Raw genomic sequence first — 23,668 nt, 5'->3', positions numbered from 1 at the left:
CCTTTTTGCCTCATTTAATCATTTTGTAATCACCCTGAAACACTAGGTTCGCTTATTTTTTCCTTCAGAATAGCCTTTCATTCAAAAAAAAGAGGCTGCTTACTATGGGAGATCCCGTGTAAGCAGCCCGTCAATTATTGGGGACCAAAGAATACTGTCAAACAACCTTCTATTAGGATTATAGGTTCTATACTTCTGGGTCTCAAATGACAAATACCATTGAAATCTCCCTTTACCGATGATTAATGCTCTCAATTCAGTGGTGTTCGTGGATTTTTGGAGAAAAAGATAATTATAAGCATATTTGTTCATAATTCTGCATTTAAAGTAGAGAAGGAATTTTGCTTGAAAAATAATGAAAATTAAATTATGATTAATGAGAACACAATACTTTGTGTTTTGTATGCGATTCATAACTATATATTGATTAGTTCGATTAAATCTATAAATATGGTGTCTATTAAGACTTAATAGGGAATCTGGTGAAATTCCAGAACTGTCCCCGCAACTGTAAGTGATGACGAAATAAGGAATTGCCACTATCTTGATAAAGATGGGAAGGCCTTAAAGTAGGATGAAGCACGAGTCAGGAGACCTGCCGTATTTATTACGTATGATCTTCTTCGGGAATTGGGAGGATGTGCGAGGATAGAATAATAGATATCTATACATACGTCTGTTATATCATATCATCGTTATTCAGTTAAGCCCGTCCAGTTAAGAGGATGGGCTTTTTTGTATCCTCTCCCGCAGCTTGTATAGTACGAATGAATTGAACAGATACGGGAGGAATGAAGGAATGACACTGATTGAAACAGAGAAAACATTAGATCTTGCTTGGCAGCTTTGCAGGAAGCTAAAGTCGGAATTTCCAGACTTGAACATGGATGGATTTGAAGAGAAAGTTGAGGGACTTCTTCAAGTGAAAAAGGAGGTCTCGGAGGAACAGCTTTTTCATCAAATGATCCTGACCGCTGTCGAAAGAATTTCAGCAGAAGAACCGCAATGGACATATGCAGCTGCATGTCTGTACTTGGAAAAACTGTATCTCTCCAGCAGTCAGTCCAGGAGGCTTGATCCCGCAAACCCATATCGTGATTTTTATAGCCTGTTACAAGAACTTGTTGAGAAAAAACTCTATAATCCACGCTTGCTGGAGGCGTACACCAGGGAAGAAATCCAACAGTTGGAATCTCTTTTGAACCCTTCTAAAGACAAGCTGTTTACCTATATTGGAATCGTTACACTTGCTGAGCGTTATTTAACGAAATCACATGACGGAAAAGTTTACGAACTACCACAGGAGCGATTTATGATTATCGCAATGACACTCTTGATGGATGAAGAAAAGGATCGCCGGCTCTCACTGATAAAAGAAGCATACTGGGCCCTGTCAAATCTGTATATGACCGTTGCTACACCGACTTTAGCGAACGCAGGTAAAAGCTACGGTCAGCTTTCAAGCTGTTTTATTGACACAGTGAATGATGATTTGAGGGGCATCTTTGACAGCAACACGGATGTGTCGACCTTGAGTAAAAATGGAGGGGGGCTCGGCATCTATTTAGGAAAAGTCCGGAGCAGGGGGAGTGACATCAAAGGCTTTAAAGGTGTGAGCTCGGGAGTCATTCCGTGGATGAAGCAATTAAATAATACCGCTGTCTCCGTTGACCAGCTCGGTCAGCGACAAGGTGCAATTGCCGTCTACCTGGATGTTTGGCATAAGGATATCCATTCCTTCCTGGACGTCCGGTTGAACAATGGAGACGAAAGACAGCGCACTCATGATTTGTTTACAGGTGTCTGCCTTCCGGATTTATTTATGGAAGCCGTTCAAAGAAGGGATGACTGGCATTTGTTTGATCCACATGAAGTGAGGAGAGTCATGGGATTTTCTCTGGAAGATTTTTACGATGAACTAAAAGGGGATGGATCGTTCAGGAAGAAGTACCGTCAATGTGTGGAACATCCGGGACTCACTAAAAAAACAGTGCCAGCTATTGATATTTTTAAACGAATCATGATCTCGCAGCTGGAAACGGGAACACCTTTTATGTTCTATCGGGATACTGTAAACCGTCAAAATGCCAATTCTCATAAAGGGATGATTTACTGCAGCAATCTATGTACGGAAATCACTCAAAATATGAGCGCTACTTATATAGAGGAAGAAAAGATTGAAGACGGGAAAATCATCACATATAAACATCCAGGTGATTATGTAGTGTGTAATCTCGCGTCCCTTTCACTTGCAAAGGCCGTTCAGCACAAAGTTTTGGCTAGGACGATCAAGATAGCCGTAAGACTTTTGGATAATGTCATCGATCTTAATAATATACCTGTACTCCAAGCACAATTGACAAATCAGAGGTATAGAGGAATCGGACTGGGTACGTTTGGATGGCATCATTTACTTGCCTTGAAGGGTTTAAGATGGGAAAGCGATGAAGCAGCAGCGTACTGTGATTCTCTCTATGAAGAGATTGCGTATCATACAATTGAGGCAAGTAACAATCTTGCGAAGGAGAAAGGGGCTTATCCATATTTTAAAGGCTCCGATTGGGATAACGGGAACTATTTCGATAAAAAGGGATATGAAGGTCCGCTTTGGGAGCAATTGAGGAAGGAAGTGGCATCCAATGGTATTCGCAACGGGTACTTGATGGCTGTGGCACCGAACTCATCCACCTCACTCATAGCGGGATCCACTGCGAGTATCGATCCTTTATTCAGACAGCTATATTCCGAAGAAAAAAAGGATTATAAGATCCCGGTAACAGCACCAGACCTCTCGATTGAAACGAAATGGTACTACAAGACAGCGTACCACCTTGATCAGCATTGGAGCATCAAACAAAACAGCAGGAGACAGACGCATATTGACCAGAGTATTTCTTTCAACCTCTATGTCAGAAATGACATAAAAGCGAAAGACCTTCTGCTCCTTCATCTTGACGCGTGGGAATCAGGATTGAAAACGACATATTATGTGAGATCCACATCCGATTCTGTCATTGATGAGTGTGAAAGCTGTCACAGCTAATAAGGGGGAATAGTTAAATGATTACACTGAATAAAAGAGAACTGCTCGATGCGGCAGCTCCAAATAAATCAACGTCCATTATTAACGGGAGGAGCTCAAACGTATTGAACTGGGATGATATCCGTTTTTCTTGGGCATATCCAAAATATAAAAGAATGCTGGGGAACTTCTGGACACCCTTTGAAATAAATATGTCTAAAGACATCAATCAATTTGAATCACTAACCCAGAAGGAGCAGGATACTTTCCTGAAAGTAATCGGTTTATTGGCTCTGCTTGATAGTGTGCAGACAGATTACGCAGGAAAAGTAGCAGACTTTTTGACGGATTCCAGTTTAAACGCATTGATGATCATCCTTGCTCAGCAGGAAGTGATTCATAATCATTCATACAGCTATGTGCTCTCAAGCATTGTGCCGAAACAAAAGCAGGATGAAGTGTTTAATTATTGGAAAACAGAACCGATTCTGCAGAAACGAAATGACTTCGTGGTGAATGGGTATAAGGACTTTGTAGAGAACCCAACAGTGGAAAATCTCTTAAAATCGATTGTCTATGATGTCATCTTAGAAGGCTTATTTTTCTACAGCGGATTCGCTTTCTTCTATAACCTTGCCAGAAATCAAAAAATGGTGGCCACAAGTACGATGATCAATTATATTAATCGTGATGAACAGCTCCACGTCGGCCTCTTTGAAAAAATATTCAAAGAAATCCTGGTGGAATATCCATCTTATAAAACAGAAGAATTATTGGAGTTCGGTCAAAAGACATTCATGCAGGCTGCGCAACTAGAGATCGACTGGGCAAAGGAGATCATCGGAAATGAAATAGACGGTCTATTAATGTCTGAGCTTGAAAGCTATATAAAGTTCATGGCAAATAAAAGAGCGAAGCAGCTTGGATTTAAGCCTCCCTTTGACGGACATCAGAACAACCCGTTAAAATGGATCATTGCTTATCAAGAAGTGGATCTGGGGAAAACCGATTTCTTTGAACAAAAATCCAGGCAGTATACGAAAACGACGGATGTTAATGGGTTTGATGACTTGTAACGCCGGATGCCTCCTGCAGACAATTTGATATTGATCCTCTCAAACTCTTTTACGATAGTTTAAAGATTTTAATACCGGGAATATAGAAACTATAGTTAAGAGAGGAGAGATTTAACAAATGTCAAATCAATCTACAGACAGAATGGAAAACAAAGTAGACGAAACATTATCACGCATGTCGGAGGATAAGAAAGAAGATATCCTATCAAACTTCGATCACTTCAAAGAGTACTTAGGAAACAAAGTGTCACTAGCCGATAAACTTGGCTTGAACGAAGAACAGCAGGCGAAAGCTGCACAAAAAGTAGGGGACTATCTTGCTGCCCACGAAGAACCAAAAAACAGGGAAGAAAAATTATTATATGAATTATGGAAAGCAGGAAACAAAGATGAACAGCATATGCTTTCCCACATGCTGGTAAAGCTTGTGAATTCAGAATCTTAATCAACAAAAGATAAAAAAGGCGCTTCAAATCGAGGCGCCTTTTTTCATGGTTCAATTATTCATCCATCCGTTAAATGTAAAGATGCCAGAAAATTTCGTGGGAATAACTAGAGCGTAATTACTCGCTTCTGTCCTGAATATATACCGTTTCCTCCAGCTCAACCATTACATTTCCTTTGATTGCCCTCGTGATCATGCACGATTGTTCAGCTTTTACAGCAATTTTCTTAGCTTTATTCAAGTCATTATCTGTACATTCGTGTGATAAAACAAGCTTGGGACGATGAATGATTTTCTTGTAGGTGATGATGCCTTTTTCAATTTCAACGATTCCTTCAGAATCCATTGTCAATGATGCCTTTGGTATCCTGCTTCTTTCAAGCATCGCGGCAAGAGTAATGATATAGCAGGTCGCTGCGGCGCCGAGAAGCATTTCATCCGGATTTGTACCGATTCCCGGACCATCCATTTCAGGCGGAATGGAGATTTCTGTGTTGAGGGTTGTAGAATTCAACGTTCCGATATCATTACGAAGCCCCGGCCAATCCGTCTTTACGAAGAATGAGTGTGATGGCATTTGACTATTCTCCTTTTATATCGATTATGTGTATGTGACTAGGATATCCCAACGAGTGAAATTGGGCAATTAAAAAAGACCCTACAAGGTAGAGTCCCATTAAGCAATTCTTTGCTGTTCCAAGCTATAGGCTCGTCCTGACATTCCAAAGCTCAGGAAAGAATTGATGATCAAGTACCTTTTTAAGATAACTTACACCACTTGAGCCGCCGGTGCCTTTTTTATGGCCGATAATCCGTTCAACCGTTTTCATATGACGGAAACGCCATTGCTGGAGCCAGTCTTCCAAATCGATGAGTTTTTCTGCGAGTTCATATAAATCCCAATATTTATCTGTGTTCCGGTACACTTCCGTCCAAGCTGAGAGAACAGAATCATTTTCTTTATAAGGAGTTGTAAAGTCCCGTTTCAATACGTCTTCATCAATGCTGAATCCGGCTTTTGAAAGAGCATGTATGGATACATCGTATAAGGATGGTGAGTTGTATGCATCTTGCAGATGGGATAATAATTCGGGATCCTTTTGATAGATTTTCAATACATGTGGAGTTTTATATCCCAATGCGAATTCGATCATTCGATATTGGTAGGATTGAAACCCGGATGCCTGACCCAAGTCATCACGAAATTGAATATATTCAGATGGGGTCAGTGTTGACAATACGTCCCAGGCGTGTATGATTTGGGATTGGATTTTTGAAACACGGGCCAGCATTTTGAATGCAGGTGATAATTCGTCTTTTTTAATGGAGGCGATGCTCGCTCTTAATTCATGAAGAATCAGCTTCATCCATAATTCACTCACCTGGTGAATGATAATGAATAACATTTCATCGTGATGCCCGGATAATCTTTTCTGGCTGGATAATAATGTGTCCAGATGCAGATAATCTCCATAGGTCATGTTGTTGATGAAATCTGTATGAACACTTTCGTTTCCCATGGAATTGTTTAGTTCTTCCTTCTTTGACACGTTCATCTTCCTTTCAGTATAGCTGAGTATTTATGCTTGGAACCGTTTACTATTAAACACTTCGAGATAATGAAGGTAAATCCTTTTTTATTATTTAGAAATCTCCGTGCACTGAAATGATTGAATTCCGGAACTTGGGGAAAATAATAGTATCCTTGTTGATTAAGGAGCAAAGAGTCATGAAACTTTTTCATTATCCAAAAGAGGTCATTGTGCGATTCTTTAAAGAACGTTTCTTTGATCAATCAGCCCAGTTAGCCTACTATTTGCTATTATCCATTTTTCCATTTTTACTTTTTGTGTTTTCGCTATTAAGTTATCTGCCTATTTCAGAGACGAATGTATTGCTTTTAATCAAGCCATTTGCGCCGGAAAAATCGTATGCCATCATCCATGACAATATTGAAAGGATCCTCTACAACCAGCGTGGAGACGTCTTATCGATTTCAATATTCTTCACTTTTTGGTTAGCCTCGATGGCCGTTCAATCCATGGTCCGATCATTAAACCAGGCTTATAAAATAGAAAGAAAGAAGCCTTTTCTGATTGCTTTGATTTACGACTTATTATTAACGATGGGGTTTATGATTTTGATTGCTTTTTCACTGGTTGTCCCAGTGGTCGAAGAATACATACGGCAAGCCAGGTTTGCCAGTGGTAAGCTTCAAGGGGAATGGAGCCAGGCGTGGGTGATCGGGAAATGGGGATTGAGTTCGATCTTTATGCTTTTACTGTTCATTTTTCTTTATATGGTGGTTCCGAGCAGAAGGATACCATTGCTCCATGTGCTTCCGGGTGCCCTTTTAGCAACTTTTGGATGGCAGGGGGCTTCCTGGTTATATGGGACTTATGTGAAACTTAATGATTATACACAATTTTACGGTCAGCTGGGAAGTGTAATCACCCTCGTTGTTTGGTTTTATATTTCTTCCACTATTTTGTTGATTGGCGGATTACTAAATGGAAGTGTAGCCGAAAAGAATTGATATTGATGAATAATCCAATGAAAATGCAAGTGACCCGGAGAAGAGAATCTCCGGGTCACTTGCATTTAATTCACTGTATTTTCTTCTTTCATCATTGAAACGAGTTTTTTTGAAATAGTAAGGAGTATAAGCCCCAACACAATAGCAACGGCTCCGATTGTGGCGAATATCTCCAAATAGCCCAAGGTAGCAGTTAATGATGCCAGTTGACCGGCAAGCAGACTCGCCACCCCAATGGCAGCCATCCAGACGCCCATCAGCAATGAAGCGATTTTCACCGGAGCGACCTTACTGACTAAAGAAAGGCCTACCGGAGATAAGAACAATTCACCCAAGGTATGGAATAAATAGGTGAATATGATGAACATAATGTTTGCCCGGGTGACGATGTTCTGTTCATCAGAACCAGTCTGCAGGACAGCAGGTATTAAAATCATGAATCCGAGACCCAAAAGGATCATTCCGAGTGCCATCTTCGTGGTCATATTCAAATCTCCTCGTTTTGAATGAGAAAGTCTTAACCATACCCCCGATAAGATTGGAGCCAGAATAATGATGAACAATGGATTGACCGATTGAAACCAGGCTACCGGAATCGTGTAGCCAAAGATCTCCCTGTCGATAAAATGTTTCGTGTATAGTGTAAAAGAACTGCCTGCTTGTTCAAATCCTGCCCAGAAGAATACCACGAAACAAGCTAGGATCAGAATGGCTCTTGTACGATGCTTTTCTTTTGTGGAGAGTGGTACATTTTGATTTTCGTTTGATTCTTCTGCCAATTGTTTATTTGGTTTTAATCCTACCTTTCCTAGATATCTTTTGCTGAATAGGCTGAATATCAATTGTCCAATGATCATCCCCAATGATGAGGCTAAAAATGCCCATTTGAATCCATAATGCATCGTTCCGTCTTCAAGAGGTCTTAAAAATAAGTCTTCAGCAAGGAACCCTGCAATCAAAGGGGCAAAAAAGGCTCCTAAGTTGATTCCCATATAAAAGATGGTAAAAGCGGCATCTTTGCGTTTATCATTTCTGGGATACAATTCTCCCACAAGTGTAGAGATATTAGGTTTGAAAAAACCATTCCCAATGACCAATAATGCAAGGCCGATGTAGAGACCTATCTGTGAATGGGTGAGGAAAATGGTAAAGTCCCCGCAAGCCATCGTAATCCCGCCAATCGTAATGGCTTTTCTTAAACCTATATACCTGTCGGTCAACCATCCGCCCAATATCGGTGTAAAATAAACAGAACCTGTATAAAGTCCGTATATAGACAGTGCTTGAGCAGGCTCGACTCCAAGCCCTCCGCTTACAAAGGCAGTGGTTAAATAAAGAACCAGCAGGGCCCTCATCCCATAATAGCTATACCTTTCCCACAGTTCTGTGAAAAACAAAAGGTACAGCCCTTTAGGGTGTTTCCTGCCTTGAGGTAATGAATCCAGCGTAGAAGAATGCATCTTGAATCACTCCCAATCATTTAAAATTCCAAATCCTAAACTATATCGTTTGTCTTTAAAGGTAAAAATATGTTTCAAGGATTGTTTTTTAGTAATGAGGCAAATAGACATAACCTCGTGATTGATAAGGTTTATTTGTAGAAAAGTCAGAAAAGACGATATAATAAAATAAGGGAGGGATTCAGTATGAGTACATATCCAGACACAAAGAAAACAATTCAATTAATTAAAGAGCTAGTAGAAATTCCAAGTCCATCCGGCAATACAGATAAGATTATGAATTTCGTCGAGGAATATCTTTCAGATTTGGACCTTGAAATGATCAGAAACCGTAAAGGGGCCCTTATCATTACAATACCGGGAGAGAATACAGCAAGCCACCGCATGCTGACTGCTCACGTGGATGCCCTGGGGGCGATGGTCAAAGAAATTAAAAGTGACGGGCGCCTCAGGCTTTCCATGATCGGAGGGTTCAGATGGAATGCAGTCGAGGGTGAATATTGTCAAATTGAAACTTCCAGCGGCAAAACATTCAGCGGGACGATCCTCATGCATCAAACCTCCGTGCATGTATACAAAAATGCAGGTGAAGCAAAGCGTGATGAAACAAACATAGAAGTCCGCATTGATGAAAAAGTCAGAAACGCTAAAGAAGTAAGGGAGCTTGGAATAGAAGTGGGAGACTTTGTCTCATTTGATCCGCGTGCTGAAATAACAGGCAGCGGCTTCATTAAATCACGTCATCTTGATGATAAAGCAAGTGTCGGAATGCTGCTTCAATTAATCCGTCAAATCAAGAAACAAGGAATGGTGCTTCCATATACCACACATTTTCTTATCTCTAATAATGAAGAAATCGGATATGGGGGCAATTCGAATATCCCGCCGGAAACGATTGAATATCTGGCTGTGGATATGGGTGCCATCGGGGATGGCCAATCCACTGATGAATATACTGTTTCGATATGTGCCAAGGATTCGAGCGGTCCATATCATTACGGGTTAAGAAAGCATCTTGTTCAGCTGGCAGAAGAAAATGGAATTGAATATAAAGTGGACATTTATCCGTATTATGGATCGGATGCATCGGCAGCAATCAGGGCAGGATTTGATATCGTACATGGCCTGGTAGGTGCAGGTATCGATGCGTCTCATGCGTATGAACGAACACATGAATCATCCATTCTTCATACCGAAAATCTTTTATGGCATTATGTACAATCTAAAATGGTAATAGAATAATGTTCGAGCGAGTCTTCCTTACAGCTGTATTCAGCATGGGAAGACTTTTTGTTTTAACATCGCCGGGAACGGGAACAACTGAGATAGATGGGGAATGATTCTAGGGCAATTTAGGAGGTATTTCTCTTATCAAAGTCAGATGGATAAGGTAAAATAGAACCAATATCATACTAAGAATTAATGTGAGGGTACGAATAATGAATACATACAACCTTTTAGAAAGTATTAAATTGAAAACTGTATATGGAGAATTACCTTCCGAAGTGAAAGACATTTATGTCGATTCCAGGAAAGTAACGGAAGGAAGCGTATTTGTCTGCACGAGGGGCTACACGGTGGACGGCCATGATTTTGCAGGAAAAGCGGTGGAAAGCGGAGCGAGACTGGTCATCGCAGAAAAACAGCTTGACATTGACCTTGAGAAGGCGGCCTTGGTGGTGGTGAAAGATTCGTTTAAGGCATTGGCGCAGCTTTCGAATAAATATTATGATTATCCTTCAAAAAAATTAAATGTCTTTGGAGTCACTGGGACGAACGGAAAAACGACAGTCACGAATCTGATCCACGCAATTTTGAAACGGGACCAACAAAAAGCCGCACTTTCCGGAACGATTGGGTTCAATTTAGACGGGGAACTGCTGCCGAGTGAGAATACAACATGCGATAATCTTACCAATCAGCAAATGCTGAACACGGCGGTTGAGAGAGACATCCAACATTTCATTCTTGAGGTTTCTTCTCACGGGCTTAGCCTCGGAAGGTTATGGGGAATCGATTTTGATGTTGTGGCATTTACGAATCTCAGTCATGATCACTTGGATTACCATGAAACAATGGAGCATTATGGATATGCCAAAGGCTTATTATTTTCACAATTGGGCCAGGACCTTGAGAACCCTAAATACGTGGTATTGAATGCAGATGATGAATGGTTCGATCGTTATCATTATATGACACCTCATGAAGTTATCAGTTACGGGCTGGAGGCAAACGCAAATTTTAAAGCAGAAGGTATCCAGTATGATAATGACAAAACAACCTTTACCCTGCATTCTCCCGAAGGTTCATTTGAGGTGGAAATGAAGCTTCTTGGAAAATTCAATGTTTATAATATCCTTACTGCCATGGCTTGCTTATACGCACGTGGAATGGAAGTGGAGAAGCTGGTAGGGATTATCCGGGAATTGCCGCCGGTGAGTGGAAGAATGGAAAAAGTTGAGATGGATGCACCGTTATCTGTTTATATCGACTATGCACATACTCCTGACGCGATTGAAAAAGCAATAGAATCGGTCATGCCTTTCAAGAAAAATAAAATCATTTTTCTCGTGGGCACAGGTGGAAACCGAGATAAATCCAAACGGCCCACAATGGCAGAGAAAGCCTCCATGGCAGACTATGTCATCTTGACGACCGATGATCCACGCTATGAAGAATACGACAGCATCCTTGGTGATTTGGAAAAAGGAATGCAGCATGACCAATATGCTCTGATTGGCGATCGTGCTGAAGCCGTCAAGCATGCCATAGAAGTGAGTGAGCCTGGGGATATCATCATCTTCGCTGGTAAAGGCCATGAAGATTATCAAATAGTCGAAAACACCAAATATCCTCACAGCGATAAAAATATTGCGATTGAAGAAAGTAAAATAAAATATGTAACGGCAAAATAAATTGCTTCATGAGAGGAACCAAACATTTTAATTGTTTGGTTCCTTTTATTTATCAAATGCAAATAAAAAAAGGAGAAGGCCTAGGCCTTCTCCTTCTTTAGTTATACATTTTGAAAATTAAATAAACATACCTGCAATGGCAGCACTTAATAATGATGCCAGGGCACCGGCAATGACTGCTTTAATTCCAAGACGTGCAATATCCCCTCTGCGGTTTGGAGCAAGTTTACCAAGACCGCCAAGTAAGATTCCCAATGAAGAGATATTGGCAAATCCACAAAGTGCGAATGAAATGATGGCAACTGTCTTTTCAGAAAGATTACCGATTTCAGGTGCAAAAGCTGAGTATGCAACAAACTCGTTGATGACAAGCTTCTGACCAATGAAGTTACCCGCAGTTACAGCTTCGCTCCAAGGTACTCCGATTGCAAAGGCAAGTGGAGCAAACGCATAACCAAGAATCAATTCAAGAGATAAGTTTTCAGCACCGAATAATCCGCCGATTCCGCCAAGGATCCCATTGATAAGAGCAACCAAAGCGATGAACGCAAGTAACATTGCACCGATGTTCAATGCTAATGTCAGACCGACGCTCGCACCATTCGCTGCTGCATCAATAACATTTGCCGACTCCGAGTCTGCTTCCATATCGAATTCTTTTGGTTCAGGCGTATCATCTGTTTCAGGAACAAATAACTTAGCCATGACAAGTCCAGCAGGTGCTGCCATGAAACTTGCAGCCAGCAGGAACTCAAGCGGGACACCAAGTAATGAGTAACCGATTAGTACAGAACCCGCAACCGACGCCAATCCTCCGGTCATGACTGCGAACAATTCTGATTCTGTCATTCTTGAAAGATAAGGACGAACGACCAGCGGTGCTTCAGTTTGTCCCACGAAAATGTTTGCAGCTGCAGACATAGACTCGGCTTTTCTTGTTCCTAGAAGTTTAGAAAGTCCGCCACCCAAAATTTTAATGAAGAACTGCATCACTTTCAAATAATATAGAACAGAAATCAAAGCTGAGAAGAAAATAACTACAGGAAGAACATTAAACGCAAATACAAATGCGATATTCGACTCCTCTGAAAATAATCCTCCGAATAGGAACTGTATCCCTTCGTTTGAGTAGTTAATGATCTGATTGACTCCCATTGTCAGCCCTTCTAATCCACTTTGCCCCCATGGTGTCTTCAGGACAAGGAATGCGAATAACAATTGAATCGCAAGGCCCCCTAGGACCGTTCTGAAATTGATTTTCTTTTTATTGGAAGAAAACAGGAAAGCGATTCCAAGGACGACCAATATACCTACAATACCCCATAAATACTGCATATCTTTTCACCTCATAATAATAAAGTAACAAACTTGATGCTTTCGATTTTTTATTTTACAATTCTTTCAGAAGTCTGACAACCTACAATTACACGTTTTTTTAATTGTTGTACGGACAAGTTCGTACTTAGTATGCGCTACGACAGCGTTTTCATGAAAGGGGATTCAAAAATGAAAATAAGAAAAAATTTTATGGAAGGTTTGGAACAAAAAGTATATATTCATGAAAATAAGAAGGAAGAACTGATTTTAATAGCTATTCCTGATATCGAATGGTCTTATTCATTTACGTATGAAGATGATAATATTCAAAGGAATTTATTTGAATCATTGAAAAGTCGAGTTTCTGAAGAGGATGCGGAAGTGATCAGCGGGAGAATCTTGCAGTGGACGAGGGAGATGTAAAAAAGAGTTTGTTGTGTCTTGGTGGGTTGAAAAACTATTAAAAGTGAATTCAAGGGAGACTTATTTACTGAATGTATAGTCGGATTTAAGTACTCCTTTAGTGAGAATAACGGACAGTTGGTTGGACTAGACTCTTTTGTTGAATAAAAGAGTCTTTTTTTATCATTTTTTGGATTGATATTGAAAGAAATCAGACGGATTGTTATAAATACCTGTTTTTATATCTCTAAACAGCCTATTGAAAATCGATTATTCATGGGTGCACCGGATTATTGCGCCACTTTACAAATAATTGCGCCCTGTTTTCGAATAATTGTGCCCACTTTACAAATAATTGCACCCTGTTTCCAATTAATTGAGCCTTTTGTCGAATAATCTTTATATTATCAAAACCTTACTCTGTATATTAGCCATATACATATTAATGATAATCAAGCCCATCTTTTTTGGCCTGATCCAGCTCCCGCCTCTAAGCGAGCCGCTTCCGCTTTTACTATTGATTTCTCATTTCACAAAGAATATGATGAGAAGGGAAGAATGACGAGAAAGGAATTTATGAATGAAAAAAGACTTTAAAGAAGAGGTTCAGTCACGAAGGACCTTTGCAATTATATCTCACCCTGATGCAGGGAAAACAACGTTAACGGAACAGCTGCTTTTGTTTGGCGGAGCAATCCGTGCTGCAGGGACGGTCAAAGGTAAAAAGTCCGGAAAATTTGCAACTTCGGACTGGATGGAAATTGAAAAACAAAGAGGGATCTCGGTTACATCTTCGGTAATGGCCTTTGACTATGATGACTATCGGGTGAACATCCTTGATACTCCTGGTCACCAGGACTTCTCTGAAGATACATATCGAACTTTGATGGCGGTCGATAGTGCTGTCATGATCATCGACTCCGCTAAAGGGATTGAAGCGCAGACTCTGAAGCTTTTTAAAGTTTGCCGTATGAGAGGGATTCCGATCTTCACTTTCATTAACAAGCTGGATCGTCAGGGACGTGAACCTCTTGAATTATTGGAAGAACTTGAAGAAGTTCTTGGGATTCAATCATACCCAATGAACTGGCCAATCGGAATGGGTAAAGAATTTCTTGGGATATACGATCGTTTTCATAACAGGATTGAACAATTCCGTGTAGAAGATGGGGAGCGCTTCATTCCTCTTAATGAAGGTGGGGAAATAGATGGAGACCATTCCATGAAAGATAGTAATCTCTACAATCAGACTCTAGAGGATGTGCTTCTCCTTAATGAAGCAGGAAATGAATTCTCCAGGGAACGGATTGCAACAGGAGAACTTTCACCTGTATTTTTCGGAAGTGCTCTGACGAACTTTGGTGTACAGACTTTTCTTGAGACCTATTTGCAGTTCGCCCCTTCACCTCAGCCAAGAAATTCTGACATAGGAGAAATAGATCCTGCAAGTGAAGAGTTCTCAGGATTTATCTTTAAAATCCAGGCGAATATGAATCCCGCCCACCGCGATCGAATTGCCTTTCTACGAATTTGTTCGGGGCAATTTGAAAGAGGGATGTCAGTAAATCTGCCCCGTATCGGGAAGAATATCAAATTGGCCCAATCCACTCAATTTCTTGCAGATGACCGGAGTACGGTTAATGAAGCCGTCAGTGGTGACATTATAGGGATTTATGATACAGGGACATATCAGATCGGTGATACTCTTACTGAAGGTAAGAAATCCTTCCAGTATGAGAAGCTTCCGCAATTTACTCCAGAACTCTTTGTGAGGGTAACAGCTAAGAATGTGATGAAACAGAAGCATTTCCAAAAAGGGATCCTGCAGCTTGTTCAGGAAGGTGCGATCCAATATTACAAGACAAGAACAGAAGATGTCATACTCGGAGCAGTAGGTCAGCTTCAGTTCGAAGTTTTCGAACACAGAATGAAAAATGAATACAATGTCGATGTCAGAATGGAGCCGATCGGTTCTAAAATTGCCAGATGGATTGAGAATGAGGAAGATGTAAAAGAGTCGATGTCAAGCTCACGCAGTATGCTTGTTAAAGATCGACATGAAAATCTGGTCTTCTTGTTCGAAAATGACTTTGCAATGAGATGGTTCTCCGATAAACATCCTGACATCAAACTTTACAGCTTGATGTAATCCGAAATAAAGAAGTATCCAGCCCCTTCATAGGCAAACGCCTTAGAAGGGGTTTTTGTTTGCATGCTGCTAAAACTTTTTCACTAGTAATATATAGGGTAAAAGGACTATTATGGATACAGGTGAATTATTTTGAAATAGAGGTGTTTTTTTGAATACATTATGTGCGAATTGTGGTACCACGGTGAAATTCTACGAATCTGGGAATTTGTATTTATTTAATGAGCAGCACAGCGGTAATCCTATTGGAGAGGGTACACCCATAGGTGCGAATTCATATCTTTTACCTTATGATAATCTTGAATCCCTTTATAAAACACTAGATGGAGCTTCCCGGAAATTAATTGAAGATGGCTGGAAATGCAGCATTTCAGCTTCAGAAGTACCAGGTGACTTTTATCCAGCAGAAGATTTCCTGAATAAAATAAAATACAAGGAAATGATAGAGCTGATACAGAAAGGGAATTTCGTCAGCCATTTACAGCCGATAATCGACCTCGGGAACTTTAAATTGTTTGCATATGAAAGTCTTCTAAGAAACGCTGATCCTTCATTAAGTTTAAACCCTGGAGCATTATTTGAAGCTGCCTTTGTGACCGGCTTTCACTCCTTGCTTGATCAGCGGGCAAGAAGGACGGCAATTGAAAGCAGGATGGGAAATATTGAAAGAGGAGTGAAAAGCTTTATCAATTTTCTTCCATCTACCATTTATAATCCTGAGTTTTGTCTGAAACATACTTTTGACATCGTCGAAAAATATGAAGTGGACCCTGAGGATCTGGTGTTTGAAGTGGTAGAAACAGAAAAAATAGAAGATGTTAGCCATTTGAAGTCCGTTCTCGAAGTTTATAAGCGCGAGGGGATGAAGGTTGCACTTGATGATGTCGGTTCGGGATTTTCAACGATAGAAATGCTCTCTTTACTTCGCCCTGATTATGTCAAGATCGATCGTTCCTATATCTCAGAATGCGACATGAATTCCGACAAACAGAAATTTCTGAAGGAAGTTATCCATACTTCACGTGAATTAGGTATTTCTGTATTGGCAGAAGGAATTGAACGAAAAGAAGAATTGACATTCTGTAAAGATGTCGGGGTTAAGTATGCACAGGGCTACCTGATAGGGAAGCCTGCATTACAAGCAGAAAAACCATTGGTTCCTTCCCATTACTAAAGTTCTGTGACGTAAATAGTCTGTCTTTTCAATTACGCTCCATGATCTAAATCATGGAGTTAATTAAATTAATTTTATTGACATCCTACATTGACATGTTACAATAAACCTATAAATAATTACTTTAGTGCATAAAAGCTTAAAAGCGTTTAAGTGCGAAACTATATTTATTGTCTCGAACAAATCAGTAGGATATTTCATGACAGCAGGCAGAGACTAAGCGGCAGGTGAAAGCTTAGGTCATAGATGATCTGAATTACATTGTTCATAAAAGTTTTTTTGCCGGCGACTTTTAAATATGAGACAAGCCTTTATGAAGCGGGAGTGATCAATTTTGCAGTCCTCATAAGACAGAGGAAGAAGTTGATGCTCCAATTAGGGTGGTACCGCGGAGAAACTCTTCGTCCCTATACCAGGGATAGAAGGGTTTTTCTTTTTTTTACCTTTATCCCCATTTAATTTATAACTCACACTTTAAGGGAGAGACATCCGTATGTTAAATATTAAACCTGTTCAGCAGCCTAAATTAATGGAAGCAATTGCAATTTTATTAATCATCCTTGCGACAATCAGTATCAGCATCATACGCTTGGAATCCGTACCTCATATTCCGATTATCATATCTTTATTCATACTGATGATTTATGGGTTCTTTCGTAAAATTAAGTTTAAGGAAATTGAAGAAGGGATGATTTTAGGAGCTCAAGGAGGACTTGGAGCGGTACTGTTATTTATATTCATCGGTCTCTTAATCAGCAGCTGGTTGATTAGCGGTACGATCCCGACTTTGATGTTCTATGGTTTTGAGTTTGTATCGCCTTATTTCTTTTATGCCATTGCATTTCTCCTGACTTCCTTGAGCGGAGTGATGATCGGCAGCTCCTTAACGACAGCAGCGACCATCGGTGTTGCTATGATAGGGATCGGAGAAGCAATGGGGCTATCCATGGCAATTACCGCCGGGGCAATCGTTTCTGGTGCATTTTTTGGAGATAAGATGTCACCATTATCTGATACGACAAATCTTGCATCATCGATTGTGAAAGTGGATTTATTTACACATATCCGCAATATGGCATGGACAACGATCCCAGCATTCCTTATTACTCTTGTTGTTTTCCTCCTTTTATCACCGGGGGAACAAGATGTTGATTTATCAAAGTTACAAGCCATTCAAGATGGATTGACTCAGTCAGGGCTTATTCACTGGTACAGTTTCATTCCTGTTATCATCCTATTGCTGCTGATTGCATTTAAGGTTCCTGCCTTGCTTGCTCTTGCAATAAATGTAGCGGTTTCTATAGGGATTTCCATTTTTCATTTCTCAATGAATGCAAAGGAACTATTTACGATTCTCTTTGCAGGATTCACCTCCAAAACCGGCGTGGAAGCAGTCGATTCACTATTGACCCGAGGCGGTGTGGAAAGCATGATGTTCACGATTTCGTTAGTCATTCTTTCATTAAGTCTTGGAGGACTATTGTTTAAGCTTGGCATCATTCCTGTTTTGCTTTCCAGGTTGTCTGTAGTGATTGGTTCAGCGAAACGTACCATTTTCGCCGCAGCTTTCTCTGCAATCGGGATAAATGTTGTCGTAGGTGAACAATATCTATCCATTCTTTTGACTGGTGAAGCTTTTCAGACTCAATTCAAGAAGCTCGGCCTTCACCCTAAGAACCTCTCCAGGACACTTGAGGATGCCGGTACGGTTGTGAATCCTTTAGTTCCTTGGAGTGTTTGTGGAATTTTTCTCACGGATGTCCTTGGAGTCTCAACCCTTGAATACCTTCCGTTTGCTGTGTTTTGCATTGTCTCCCCACTGATTACGATTCTGTACGGGTTTACGGGCTGGACGATTAAACGTGAAAAAACGGAAGTGAATCCTGCAGTCAATCAATAAAAGATAAACAGGCAAATGATTATCAATCAGTCTGTAATAAGTGATAATAAAAGACTGCTCCGCATCGAATAGACAGATATCCCAGCAATACTTGTCTATTCATAGCGGAGCAGTCTTTTTTGAGTTGTTTGATGATATGCCGGAAAGTGTCGGCGGTATAAGTACTTACCCCACAGGATAAAAGTGAGGTGGAGTGCAGGTAAGACAAAAATGCAGGATGGTTCTATTAAAAGAAGTATATTCTGATCAACCATCAATATCTCGATAGATAGCAGGAATGCAACCGTCATGATGGTAAATGACAGTTCGCTGTTTCGAAAGTAAATGATAAGTGAGTATAGATAAGTGGAAAAATACAGATAGATAAAGTTGCCGGTAATGTTGTTTCTGATTTCTTCCCTGAAAAACAGGACGGGTAATTCGTATAAACCCAAAAACGCCGACAGTATCCATCCTCCTGTTTGGGAAAGTGTAAGCAGTGCAAAGAAAAGAGTAGTAAAATTAATATAATGATACCTTCCTTTTCTAAAGTATTTCCACCAAGCCTTTGAAAGGGTGACTGTTAAAACCAAAAAAAACGCGGTGTAAATCGAGTTCCACCAATTGTGATGGTAAACATTAAGATATAAGAATAGTGTTTCAATCATAAAGAATAGACCTATAATAAGGATGATCCATCGATTTCTTATATTAAAAACCACAATGAAGGTGGTCGCTACAGGAACTGCGAAGGCTTGTGAACTAACAGAGCCCAATATACTGTCATTATACTTGTTGGCTAAAATATCCGGATAATATTCATAGCTTTCTAACAGGATGAATATGACAAATTCAAATGAAAAGGCAAGCCCGCATATAAAAAGCCAAAAAAGAAAGATCTGAGGAGATTTATCACGATTTTTCAACAACGTATAGGCCAGCAGGAAAACACTGATGAGGGTTAAACATACAAATGGAATCCAGTTTGGCATCATTTTACTCCTTCATAAAAGAATGAACTTAGTTTTGACAATCGGACGCAAATTATTTATTTGGTGTCCAATATGTGAACAATTAAAATCCAAGACGCTTTAATATTGAAGGTTAGTGGCGAAGGACTTATAGTAAAGCTAACTGCAACTTGTCATACATAGAGGCTGTTTTCTGGAAGGTTGCTGGTTTACATACATTGACTAACCGTTTTAATAGACTGCGTGCACGCGCGTTATTCGAACGAAAACGTAAACTGGAGACAATCTGTACGAAGAAAACACTAAACCTGCAAAATAACGAAAAGAACCTGGATAGAAGATCTAGAAAGGGGAGCAGCATCATTGAAAATCAGTGATTTTTCGATACGTCGTCCTGTATTTACGATCGTGACGATGTTGTTAATATTGATATTAGGGGGAGTGTCTCTCCTGAGGATCCCATTAAAACTTATTCCAGATTTGAATCCTCCGGTAGGGGTGGTGGTGACCAATTATCCGGGGGCGAGTCCGGAAGAGGTAGTGGAGAAAGTGACGAAACCCCTGGAAGAAAACCTTTCTACGTTACCCGGGATGAAAAATATCCAGTCCACTTCAAGGGAAGGCTCTAATTTTATTCTCCTCGAGTTTTCATGGACTACTTCCATTGATGAAATTGAAAATGATGTGCTGCAGCGTATCGATCAATCACCTTTACCCGACGGTGCCCAAGAACCGAGGTTCTTAAAGTTTGATCCCGCTCAGTTCCCAATCATTCAAGTATCACTGAGAGAAGAAGGAGACGGAAATAACCTTAAGGCTCTTTCAGAAAAATTAAAATTGGAACTCACTCGGGTAGAAGGAGTTGCAAATGTAAATGTGTCCGGTTCATTCAATGATGAGATTGTCATTGAATTGGATCAGCAGGCATTAAAAAAGAATCGTCTGAAACAGGCGGATATAGTCAATTCGATTCGAGCGAATAATATCACATCCCCAGGTGATACCATTGAAACAGATGGACAGACCTTGACGACCCGCGTCATCAGTCAATTGAAAGATGTTGATGAAATCAAGAAACTCGTAGTCGGAGTGAATCCTCAAACAGGAAAGAACATCACATTGGAAGATGTTGCAAGTGTAGAGCGTAAGGAAGAAAGCACGAATACTTCAACTCGTGCAAATCAGGAGCCTGCTGTTCTATTCAGCGTTCTTCAACAATCTGATGCTAATACGGCCTCGGTCTCGAAAGCTTTTCAAGAGGAACTGGACCGGTTGTTGGAACAGGATCAATATAAATCGATTAAAGCAAATATCCTATTTGATCAAGGAGATTATATATCTGATGCGATAGGGAATATAACCAACTCATTATTGATTGGTGGAGCATTTGCCATGCTTGTCTTATTCTTATTCCTGAAGAATGTAAAAAGCCCCTTGATCATAGGGGTAGCCATCCCATATTCAGTGGTTGTCACATTTGTCCTTATGTTCTTTGCGGACTTTACATTAAATATCATGACGCTCGGTGCCCTGGCACTTGGGATCGGGATGCTTGTAGATAATGCCATTGTTGTCATTGAGAATATTTACAGACATCTCTCTTTAGGAAAGGATCCTAAGACAGCGGCAAGTGAAGGTGCGAAGGAAGTCGGGGCTGCCATTACGGCATCAACCTTGACAACAGTGGCGGTCTTCCTTCCGGTTGTGTTTATTTCCGGATTGTTAGGAGAGTTATTTACTGAGTTTGCCCTTACAATATCATTTAGCTTGATTGCTTCTTTAGTCGTCGCGCTCACTGTGATCCCGATGCTCGCAAGCAGGCTATTAAAGAAGCCGAAAGGAAACCTGGAAGCAAGGCGCAGGCGTTCAAAGACCCGAAAGCGATTCATCCAAAGCATTAAATGGTCCCTTCGCCACAGGTTCTTCATATTAACGATCACTGTGGTGACCCTTGTGGCAGGCGGCTATGGCCTGACAACTGTAGGCACTCAGTTTCTGCCGCCAACAGACGAAGGATTTTTTAATATGAGAGTCGAGTTGGAAAATGGTTCCTCGATTAATGAAACGAATAAAACCGTTAAAGCGATTGAAAAGAACTTAGAGGGACAAAAAGAAGTAGATGTGTTTGTAAGCCTTGTCGGAACTACCCAGGAGGAATCTTTCAGGGGTTCGGAGAAAGGGAATATAGCTGAAATTTATGTGAAGATGAAACCTCTTGAAGAAAGGGATCGCTCCATCTTCGAATTTGCTGATGACATTAAACCAGAAATCGAAAAAGCAGCACAAAGCGTCAATGACTCAGCTGAAATTGCATTCAATCTGCAGTCGACTTCAGGTACGAGTCCTCAAACGTTAACGTTCAATGTTCGAGACTCCGACCCGGAGCGTTTGGATAAATCCGTAGAACGCTTATTCGAATCCCTGAAGGATATGAAAAATGTAACTGCTTTAAGTACAGATGAAATGGAAACAGTGAAAGAAATTCAAATGAATGTAGATGAGGATGAGGCTTTGAAACAAGGTCTTGCTCCCGCCCAAATCGGAAGTACCGTGCAAGACATTACAAGAGGGGTAATGGCCACTCAAATCGTGACAAAAGAATCGGATGTGCTCAGTGTCTTTGTTCAATATGACCGGAATATCACTGAGAATCTGGACTCTCTAAAAAAACTGCTTATTCCAAATGGCAGAGGTGAATATATTGCGCTGGATTCCGTGGTGGACTTCAGTATTGAAGATGGACCGGTCAGTATTCAAAGAATTGATCAACAGCATGCCGTTCAATTTGACCTTAAGTATTCATCTTCTACCAATCTTGGATCCATCTCACAGGCAGTGGATGAAAAGATCGAGGAGCTGAACCTCCCTGATGCAACACAGGTTTCATTCAGCGGGGACAGAGAGCTGCTCGAGGATTCAATCGATGATATGGCACTTGCTTTAGGACTGGCGATTGTGCTTGTATATTTGGTAATGGCTGCTCAATTCGAGTCATTCAAGTATCCCTTTGTCATCATGTTCACAGTGCCACTGATGGTAATAGGTGTCGCCCTGGCTTTAACGGTCACCCAAACACCGATCAGTATCTCGGCGATCATCGGGGTGATTGTATTGGCGGGTATAGTCGTTAATAATGCGATCGTGATCGTTGATTACATCAATCAACGCAAAGAAACGGCCCCGAACAGTTTTGAGGCGATAGTCGAAGCCGTCCAGGATCGTACACGCCCGATACTGATGACTGCTCTCACTACTATCCTTGGTCTGCTTCCGTTGGCACTTGGGATCGGCGAGGGAACGGAGATCAACCAGCCAATGGGAATTGCAGTCATTGGCGGGCTCGTCAGCAGTACTTTATTGACCATATATGTTATTCCTGTCGTATACAGTTTCTTCGATAAAGAAACGAGACGGATGAAACGAAAAAATAAATACACATATAAATTTTAAAAAGAGTTTGCCCTGGTCTTGAGGACCAGGGTAAGCTTTTTTATTATGTTAGCTTTCTCTTACTTAATGATAAAGACACGAAATAACAAAACCAGGTACCTTTGATTGTCGGCAGTTGAATGTAGTATAAGACGCAATCCCATCTGGACCAAAGTGGAGAATTTTCCAGAAAAAGTATCCAGTTTATTACAACGCCTGATAATAAAAAGAATCCACGTAATAATTGGGAGAAGAATGGTAAAAATAAGCTGAGATACATCTCTAGGAGGACTCTCAAGATGTTACTTTCCCTTAGTTTACATAGCAGCCAATTAAAAATATTATATAAACTATACCTTGTGATCTCATACCTCAAGACTTCTCTAACAAATAGGGGATTTTCATGAAAAAAAACATCACGAAAACAGAAGCGATCCTCTGGAGTGTTGCCCTTCCAGGGTTTCCTCAATTATTGGTTAGCCTATGGTTTAAGGGAACTTTGTTTGTACTGCTTGAAATCATTATCAATGTACAAAGCAATTTTAATCAGGCAATCATGTACAGTTTTTTAGGAGAGACACAAAAGGCTGCTGCAGTGATCGATTATCAGTGGCTTATGTTTTATCCATGTCTATATATGTTTGCAATGTGGGATGCATATAAAATAGCCTTGATAGAAGAACAGGAGTATGCGTACTTACCCTTCGTACTATCAGCCTACTTTGTCACTGTTGGACTAATGTATTCTCCAAAAGTATATTTGCTCGGAAAATTCATAGGGCCCATTTTTTTTCCTATGATGTGTGTCGTTCCGGGTGTATTTATCGGCTTAGCACTCCGGTCTCTTCTACTGAGGTTTCGGTAAGCACAATTCTTTACGAACGTCTATATTT

At 40.5% G+C, this 23,668-nt stretch carries 18 protein-coding genes and 1 riboswitch; of the genes, 13 read left to right on the top strand and 5 right to left on the bottom strand.

Annotation, left to right across the window (positions count from 1 at the left end; genetic code table 11):
* Positions 1 to 434: 434 nt before the first annotated feature.
* A riboswitch (cobalamin riboswitch) is annotated at positions 435 to 617 on the top strand.
* Between the two features lie 182 nt (positions 618 to 799).
* The 3 genes from ACXAFV_RS19180 (at position 800) to ACXAFV_RS19170 (ending at position 4,543) form a co-directional block, all read left to right on the top strand.
* A complete protein-coding gene (locus ACXAFV_RS19180; protein WP_475128823.1) occupies positions 800 to 3,043 on the top strand; it encodes a ribonucleoside-diphosphate reductase subunit alpha in 2,244 nt (747 codons plus the stop codon).
* Between the two features lie 17 nt (positions 3,044 to 3,060).
* Positions 3,061 to 4,098, top strand: coding sequence for a ribonucleotide-diphosphate reductase subunit beta (locus ACXAFV_RS19175; protein ID WP_475128822.1), 1,038 nt, complete (start codon positions 3,061 to 3,063; stop codon positions 4,096 to 4,098).
* Positions 4,099 to 4,216: 118 nt separating this feature from the next.
* The gene (locus tag ACXAFV_RS19170) at positions 4,217 to 4,543 is read left to right on the top strand and encodes a DUF3243 family protein (protein ID WP_475128821.1); all 327 of its coding nucleotides are present in this window, start codon (positions 4,217 to 4,219) and stop codon (positions 4,541 to 4,543) included.
* Positions 4,544 to 4,661: 118 nt separating this feature from the next.
* Here ACXAFV_RS19170 and ACXAFV_RS19165 read toward each other — a convergent pair whose 3' ends face one another.
* Positions 4,662 to 5,120 carry an OsmC family protein gene (locus ACXAFV_RS19165; protein WP_475128819.1) on the bottom strand — a complete coding sequence of 153 codons (459 nt, stop codon included), beginning with the start codon at positions 5,118 to 5,120 and terminating at the stop codon, positions 4,662 to 4,664.
* Between the two features lie 124 nt (positions 5,121 to 5,244).
* Positions 5,245 to 6,063, bottom strand: a complete 819-nt coding sequence (gene kynA / locus ACXAFV_RS19160; protein WP_475128992.1) for a tryptophan 2,3-dioxygenase — start codon at positions 6,061 to 6,063, stop codon at positions 5,245 to 5,247.
* A 209-nt stretch (positions 6,064 to 6,272) separates the two neighbouring features.
* Here kynA and ACXAFV_RS19155 point away from each other — a divergent pair, with 209 nt between their 5' ends.
* Entirely contained in the window at positions 6,273 to 7,079 is an 807-nt protein-coding gene (locus ACXAFV_RS19155) for a YihY/virulence factor BrkB family protein (protein WP_475128818.1), read from the top strand.
* A gap of 65 nt (positions 7,080 to 7,144) precedes the next feature.
* On the opposite strand, the gene ACXAFV_RS19150 is transcribed toward ACXAFV_RS19155, so the two are convergent.
* On the bottom strand, positions 7,145 to 8,539 hold the full coding sequence (locus ACXAFV_RS19150; RefSeq protein ID WP_475128817.1) for a peptide MFS transporter: 1,395 nt from the start codon (positions 8,537 to 8,539) through the stop codon (positions 7,145 to 7,147).
* A gap of 186 nt (positions 8,540 to 8,725) precedes the next feature.
* Between ACXAFV_RS19150 and ACXAFV_RS19145 the strand changes: the two genes are divergently transcribed.
* Positions 8,726 to 9,781: a M42 family metallopeptidase gene (locus ACXAFV_RS19145; RefSeq protein WP_475128815.1), complete on the top strand. Its 1,056-nt coding sequence runs from the start codon at positions 8,726 to 8,728 to the stop codon at positions 9,779 to 9,781.
* A gap of 197 nt (positions 9,782 to 9,978) precedes the next feature.
* Entirely contained in the window at positions 9,979 to 11,454 is a 1,476-nt protein-coding gene (locus ACXAFV_RS19140) for a UDP-N-acetylmuramoyl-L-alanyl-D-glutamate--2,6-diaminopimelate ligase (RefSeq protein WP_475128814.1), read from the top strand.
* A gap of 117 nt (positions 11,455 to 11,571) precedes the next feature.
* Here ACXAFV_RS19140 and ACXAFV_RS19135 read toward each other — a convergent pair whose 3' ends face one another.
* Positions 11,572 to 12,789 carry a NupC/NupG family nucleoside CNT transporter gene (locus ACXAFV_RS19135; RefSeq protein WP_475128813.1) on the bottom strand — a complete coding sequence of 406 codons (1,218 nt, stop codon included), beginning with the start codon at positions 12,787 to 12,789 and terminating at the stop codon, positions 11,572 to 11,574.
* Between the two features lie 171 nt (positions 12,790 to 12,960).
* On the opposite strand from ACXAFV_RS19135, the gene ACXAFV_RS19130 reads away from it, so the two are divergent.
* The 4 genes from ACXAFV_RS19130 to nhaC all read left to right on the top strand — a co-directional run bounded on the left by ACXAFV_RS19130 (position 12,961) and on the right by nhaC (position 18,396).
* Complete coding sequence (locus ACXAFV_RS19130) at positions 12,961 to 13,194, top strand: YueH family protein (RefSeq protein WP_475128812.1); 234 nt, start codon at positions 12,961 to 12,963, stop codon at positions 13,192 to 13,194.
* Between the two features lie 559 nt (positions 13,195 to 13,753).
* Complete coding sequence (locus ACXAFV_RS19125) at positions 13,754 to 15,322, top strand: peptide chain release factor 3 (RefSeq protein ID WP_475128810.1); 1,569 nt, start codon at positions 13,754 to 13,756, stop codon at positions 15,320 to 15,322.
* Positions 15,323 to 15,473: 151 nt separating this feature from the next.
* Entirely contained in the window at positions 15,474 to 16,496 is a 1,023-nt protein-coding gene (locus ACXAFV_RS19120) for an EAL domain-containing protein (protein WP_475128809.1), read from the top strand.
* Between the two features lie 493 nt (positions 16,497 to 16,989).
* Positions 16,990 to 18,396, top strand: coding sequence for a Na+/H+ antiporter NhaC (gene nhaC / locus ACXAFV_RS19115; protein WP_475128807.1), 1,407 nt, complete (start codon positions 16,990 to 16,992; stop codon positions 18,394 to 18,396).
* Positions 18,397 to 18,491: 95 nt separating this feature from the next.
* On the opposite strand, the gene ACXAFV_RS19110 is transcribed toward nhaC, so the two are convergent.
* Positions 18,492 to 19,367 carry a hypothetical protein gene (locus tag ACXAFV_RS19110; protein WP_475128806.1) on the bottom strand — a complete coding sequence of 292 codons (876 nt, stop codon included), beginning with the start codon at positions 19,365 to 19,367 and terminating at the stop codon, positions 18,492 to 18,494.
* Between the two features lie 149 nt (positions 19,368 to 19,516).
* Between ACXAFV_RS19110 and ACXAFV_RS19105 the strand changes: the two genes are divergently transcribed.
* The 3 genes from ACXAFV_RS19105 to ACXAFV_RS19095 all read left to right on the top strand — a co-directional run bounded on the left by ACXAFV_RS19105 (position 19,517) and on the right by ACXAFV_RS19095 (position 23,640).
* On the top strand, positions 19,517 to 19,723 hold the full coding sequence (locus ACXAFV_RS19105; RefSeq protein WP_475128804.1) for a hypothetical protein: 207 nt from the start codon (positions 19,517 to 19,519) through the stop codon (positions 19,721 to 19,723).
* A complete protein-coding gene (locus ACXAFV_RS19100; protein ID WP_475128802.1) occupies positions 19,710 to 22,796 on the top strand; it encodes an efflux RND transporter permease subunit in 3,087 nt (1,028 codons plus the stop codon). The genes ACXAFV_RS19105 and ACXAFV_RS19100 overlap by 14 nt, the downstream gene beginning before the upstream one ends.
* 382 nt (positions 22,797 to 23,178) lie before the next feature.
* Positions 23,179 to 23,640 (top strand): hypothetical protein, encoded by a 462-nt coding sequence (locus tag ACXAFV_RS19095; RefSeq protein ID WP_475128800.1) that lies wholly within the window; start codon positions 23,179 to 23,181, stop codon positions 23,638 to 23,640.
* Positions 23,641 to 23,668: the final 28 nt, after the last annotated feature.

The organism is Rossellomorea sp. ABR4_012 (assembly GCF_056159545.1).
This window is presented reverse-complemented; position numbering and strand designations above follow the sequence as displayed.

Bases quoted from the DNA above. Each gene is read 5' to 3' on its own strand.
- ACXAFV_RS19180 (WP_475128823.1), top strand. From the start codon at position 800: ATGACACTGATTGAAACAGAGAAAACATTAGATCTTGCTTGGCAGCTT.
- ACXAFV_RS19175 (WP_475128822.1), top strand. From the start codon at position 3,061: ATGATTACACTGAATAAAAGAGAACTGCTCGATGCGGCAGCTCCAAAT.
- ACXAFV_RS19170 (WP_475128821.1), top strand. From the start codon at position 4,217: ATGTCAAATCAATCTACAGACAGAATGGAAAACAAAGTAGACGAAACA.
- ACXAFV_RS19165 (WP_475128819.1), bottom strand. From the start codon at position 5,120: ATGCCATCACACTCATTCTTCGTAAAGACGGATTGGCCGGGGCTTCGT.
- kynA (WP_475128992.1), bottom strand. From the start codon at position 6,063: ATGGGAAACGAAAGTGTTCATACAGATTTCATCAACAACATGACCTAT.
- ACXAFV_RS19155 (WP_475128818.1), top strand. From the start codon at position 6,273: ATGAAACTTTTTCATTATCCAAAAGAGGTCATTGTGCGATTCTTTAAA.
- ACXAFV_RS19150 (WP_475128817.1), bottom strand. From the start codon at position 8,539: ATGCATTCTTCTACGCTGGATTCATTACCTCAAGGCAGGAAACACCCT.
- ACXAFV_RS19145 (WP_475128815.1), top strand. From the start codon at position 8,726: ATGAGTACATATCCAGACACAAAGAAAACAATTCAATTAATTAAAGAG.
- ACXAFV_RS19140 (WP_475128814.1), top strand. From the start codon at position 9,979: ATGAATACATACAACCTTTTAGAAAGTATTAAATTGAAAACTGTATAT.
- ACXAFV_RS19135 (WP_475128813.1), bottom strand. From the start codon at position 12,789: ATGCAGTATTTATGGGGTATTGTAGGTATATTGGTCGTCCTTGGAATC.
- ACXAFV_RS19130 (WP_475128812.1), top strand. From the start codon at position 12,961: ATGAAAATAAGAAAAAATTTTATGGAAGGTTTGGAACAAAAAGTATAT.
- ACXAFV_RS19125 (WP_475128810.1), top strand. From the start codon at position 13,754: ATGAAAAAAGACTTTAAAGAAGAGGTTCAGTCACGAAGGACCTTTGCA.
- nhaC (WP_475128807.1), top strand. From the start codon at position 16,990: ATGTTAAATATTAAACCTGTTCAGCAGCCTAAATTAATGGAAGCAATT.
- ACXAFV_RS19110 (WP_475128806.1), bottom strand. From the start codon at position 19,367: ATGCCAAACTGGATTCCATTTGTATGTTTAACCCTCATCAGTGTTTTC.
- ACXAFV_RS19095 (WP_475128800.1), top strand. From the start codon at position 23,179: ATGAAAAAAAACATCACGAAAACAGAAGCGATCCTCTGGAGTGTTGCC.